This is a genomic window from Escherichia sp. E1130 (genome assembly GCF_005781065.1).
In the GTDB taxonomy this organism is placed as follows: Bacteria; Pseudomonadota; Gammaproteobacteria; order Enterobacterales; family Enterobacteriaceae; genus Escherichia.
The window spans coordinates 1-3,556 of record NZ_VATL01000049.1 but is presented as its reverse complement, the minus strand read 5'-3'; the positions used below and the strand labels follow the sequence as shown (position 1 = coordinate 3,556).

Below are 3,556 nucleotides of genomic sequence, written 5' to 3'. Positions count from 1 at the left end.
TCCTCCCGGATGCACCATCTTCTCCAAAAAATTTCCTTCAAAAATATCTCATTTCTAAATAACTATTTTATCCATATCCTGAATAATCTTCCCTTTCGCCATCAGCGACAAAATCAAGCAATTACGCTAAAGTAGCGTCATATTTTTCGACTTGCGAGAAGACCATGTACGAGCGTTATGCAGGTTTAATTTTTGATATGGATGGCACAATCCTGGATACGGAGCCTACGCACCGTAAAGCGTGGCGCGAAGTATTAGGGCATTACGGTCTTCAGTACGATGTTCAGGCGATGATTGCGCTTAATGGCTCGCCCACGTGGCGTATTGCTCAGGCGATTATTGAGCTGAATCAGGCCGATCTCGACCCGCATGCGTTAGCGCGTGAAAAAACAGAAGCAGTAAGAAGTATGCTGCTGGATAGCGTCGAGCCGCTTCCTCTTGTTGAAGTGGTGAAAAGCTGGCACGGACGTCGACCAATGGCTGTTGGAACGGGGAGTGAAAGCGCCATCGCTGAGGCATTGCTGGCGCACCTGGGATTACGCCGTTATTTTGATGCGGTCGTTGCCGCCGATCACGTCAAACACCATAAACCTGCGCCAGACACATTTTTGTTGTGCGCACAGCGTATGGGCGTGCAACCAACGCAGTGTGTGGTCTTTGAAGATGCTGATTTCGGTATTCAGGCTGCTCGCGCTGCAGGCATGGACGCTGTGGATGTTCGCTTGCTGTGAGTGAAGCTTTATCGCTTTTCTCGTTGTTTGCCAGTAGTTTCCTCAGCGCTACACTATTACCCGGTAATTCCGAAGTCGTCCTGGTTGCAATGTTACTTTCCGGGGTAAGTCATCCCTGGGTTTTAGTGTTAACAGCAACAATGGGTAATAGCCTTGGAGGGCTAACTAACGTTATCCTTGGGCGTTTCTTTCCACTGCGCAAAACATCGCGCTGGCAAGAGAAAGCCATCGGCTGGCTGAAACGATATGGTGCAATCACACTATTATTAAGCTGGATGCCCGTGGTTGGCGATTTACTGTGTCTGTTAGCGGGATGGATGCGCATCTCGTGGGGACCAGTAATCTTTTTTTTGTGCCTTGGTAAAGCGTTACGCTATGTTGCGATTGCAGTAGCTACCGTTCAGGGCACGATGTGGTGGCACTAATTGTAGGCCTGCACACATGGCCACCATTACAGTTATGCTAAATAAAACGATTTTGACAGGCGGGAGGTCAATTTGATCCCGGACGTATCACAGGCGCTGGCCTGGCTGGAAAAACATCCTCAGGCGTTAAAGGGGATACAGCGTGGGCTGGAGCGCGAAACTTTGCGTGTTAATGCTGATGGCACACTTGCAACAACAGGTCATCCTGAAGCATTAGGTTCCGCACTAACGCATAAATGGATAACCACCGATTTTGCGGAAGCATTGCTGGAATTTATTACACCAGTGGATGGTGATATTGAACATATGCTGACCTTTATGCGCGACCTGCATCGTTATACGGCGCGCAATATGGGCGATGAGCGGATGTGGCCGTTAAGCATGCCATGCTACATCGCAGAAGGTCAGGACATCGAACTGGCACAGTATGGCACTTCTAACACCGGACGCTTTAAAACGCTGTACCGTGAAGGGCTGAAAAATCGCTACGGCGCACTGATGCAAACCATTTCCGGCGTGCACTACAATTTCTCTTTGCCAATGGCATTCTGGCAAGCGAAGTGCGGTGATATCTCGGGCGCTGATGCCAAAGAGAAAATTTCTGCGGGCTATTTCCGCGTTATCCGCAACTACTATCGCTTCGGTTGGGTCATTCCTTATCTGTTTGGTGCGTCTCCGGCGATTTGTTCTTCTTTCCTGCAAGGAAAACCAACGTCGCTGCCGTTTGAGAAAACCGAGTGCGGTATGTATTACCTGCCGTATGCGACCTCTCTTCGTTTGAGCGATCTTGGCTATACCAATAAATCGCAAAGCAATCTCGGTATTACCTTCAATGATCTCTACGAGTACGTCGCAGGGCTCAAGCAGGCTATCAAAACGCCGTCGGAAGAGTACGCGAAGATTGGTATTGAGAAAGACGGTAAGCGGCTACAAATCAACAGCAACGTGCTGCAGATTGAAAACGAACTGTATGCGCCGATTCGTCCAAAACGCGTTACTCGCAGCGGAGAATCGCCTTCTGATGCGCTATTACGTGGCGGCATTGAATATATTGAAGTGCGTTCGCTGGACATCAACCCGTTCTCGCCGATTGGTGTAGATGAACAGCAGGTGCGTTTCCTCGACCTGTTTATGGTCTGGTGTGCGCTGGCTGATGCACCGGAAATGAGCAGTAGCGAACTTGCCTGTACACGCGTTAACTGGAATCGGGTGATCCTCGAGGGTCGTAAACCAGGCCTGACGCTGGGTATCGGTTGCGAAACTGCGCAGTTCCCGTTGCCGCAGGTGGGTAAAGATCTGTTCCGCGATCTAAAACGCGTCGCGCAAACGCTGGATAGCATTAACGGCGGCGAAGCGTACCAGAAAGTGTGTGATGAACTGGTCGCCTGCTTCGATAATCCTGATCTGACTTTCTCTGCGCGTATCTTAAGGTCTATGATTGATACTGGCATTGGCGGAACAGGTAAAGCGTTTGCAGAAGCCTACCGTAATCTTCTGCGTGAAGAGCCGCTGGAAATTCTGCGCGAAGAGGATTTTGTAGCCGAGCGCGAGGCGTCTGAACGTCGCCAGCAGGAAATGGAAGCCGCTGATACCGAACCGTTTGCGGTGTGGCTGGAAAAACACGCCTGACAGAAAAGAAAAAGGCCACTCGTGAGTGGCCAAAATTTCATCTCTGAATTCAGGGATGATGATAACAAATGCGCGTCTTTCATATACTCAGACTCGCCTGGGAAGAAAGAGTTCAGAATATTTAAAAAAAATTTACCGGAGGTGGCTAAATGCCGTTGTTAGATAGCTTCACAGTCGATCATACCCGGATGGAAGCGCCTGCAGTTCGGGTGGCAAAAACAATGAACACCCCGCATGGCGACGCAATTACCGTGTTCGATCTTCGCTTCTGCGTGCCGAACAAAGAAGTGATGCCAGAAAGAGGGATCCATACCCTGGAGCACCTGTTTGCTGGTTTTATGCGTAACCATCTTAACGGTAATGGCGTTGAGATTATCGATATCTCACCAATGGGCTGCCGCACTGGTTTTTATATGAGTCTGATTGGTACGCCTGATGAGCAGCGTGTCGCTGATGCCTGGAAAGCGGCAATGGAAGACGTGTTGAAAGTGCAGGATCAGAATCAGATCCCGGAACTTAACGTCTATCAGTGCGGTACTTACCAGATGCACTCTTTGCAGGAAGCACAGGATATTGCGCGTAGCATTCTGGAACGTGACGTGCGCATCAACAGCAATGAAGAACTGGCGCTGCCGAAAGAGAAGTTGCAGGAACTGCACATTTAGTTGGTTAGTGTAGAAGCAGCCGGAGATGCAACAGCACCGTCTGGCTTGCCTGGTGCGCTACGCTTATCTGGTTGACGCAGGGAACATGCCACCTGTACGTGACAGG

General features: G+C 49.9%; 4 protein-coding genes. All 4 read left to right on the top strand.

Translation table 11 applies throughout. The annotated features are described in order from the left end of the window. Window positions 1-164: 164 nt before the first annotated feature. The 4 genes from yqaB (at window position 165) to luxS (ending at window position 3,450) form a co-directional block, all read left to right on the top strand. A complete protein-coding gene (gene yqaB, locus FEK66_RS24640; protein ID WP_000273309.1) occupies window positions 165-731 on the top strand; it encodes a fructose-1-phosphate/6-phosphogluconate phosphatase in 567 nt (188 codons plus the stop codon). Next, window positions 728-1,156, top strand: a complete 429-nt coding sequence (locus FEK66_RS24635) for a YqaA family protein (RefSeq protein ID WP_135494977.1) — start codon at window positions 728-730, stop codon at window positions 1,154-1,156. The genes yqaB and FEK66_RS24635 overlap by 4 nt, the downstream gene beginning before the upstream one ends. Window positions 1,157-1,228: 72 nt before the next feature. Then, window positions 1,229-2,785: a glutamate--cysteine ligase gene (gene gshA / locus FEK66_RS24630; RefSeq protein WP_000611804.1), complete on the top strand. Its 1,557-nt coding sequence runs from the start codon at window positions 1,229-1,231 to the stop codon at window positions 2,783-2,785. 149 nt (window positions 2,786-2,934) lie between these two features. Further along, the gene (gene luxS / locus FEK66_RS24625) at window positions 2,935-3,450 is read left to right on the top strand and encodes an S-ribosylhomocysteine lyase (protein ID WP_001130211.1); all 516 of its coding nucleotides are present in this window, start codon (window positions 2,935-2,937) and stop codon (window positions 3,448-3,450) included. Window positions 3,451-3,556 lie beyond the last annotated feature (106 nt).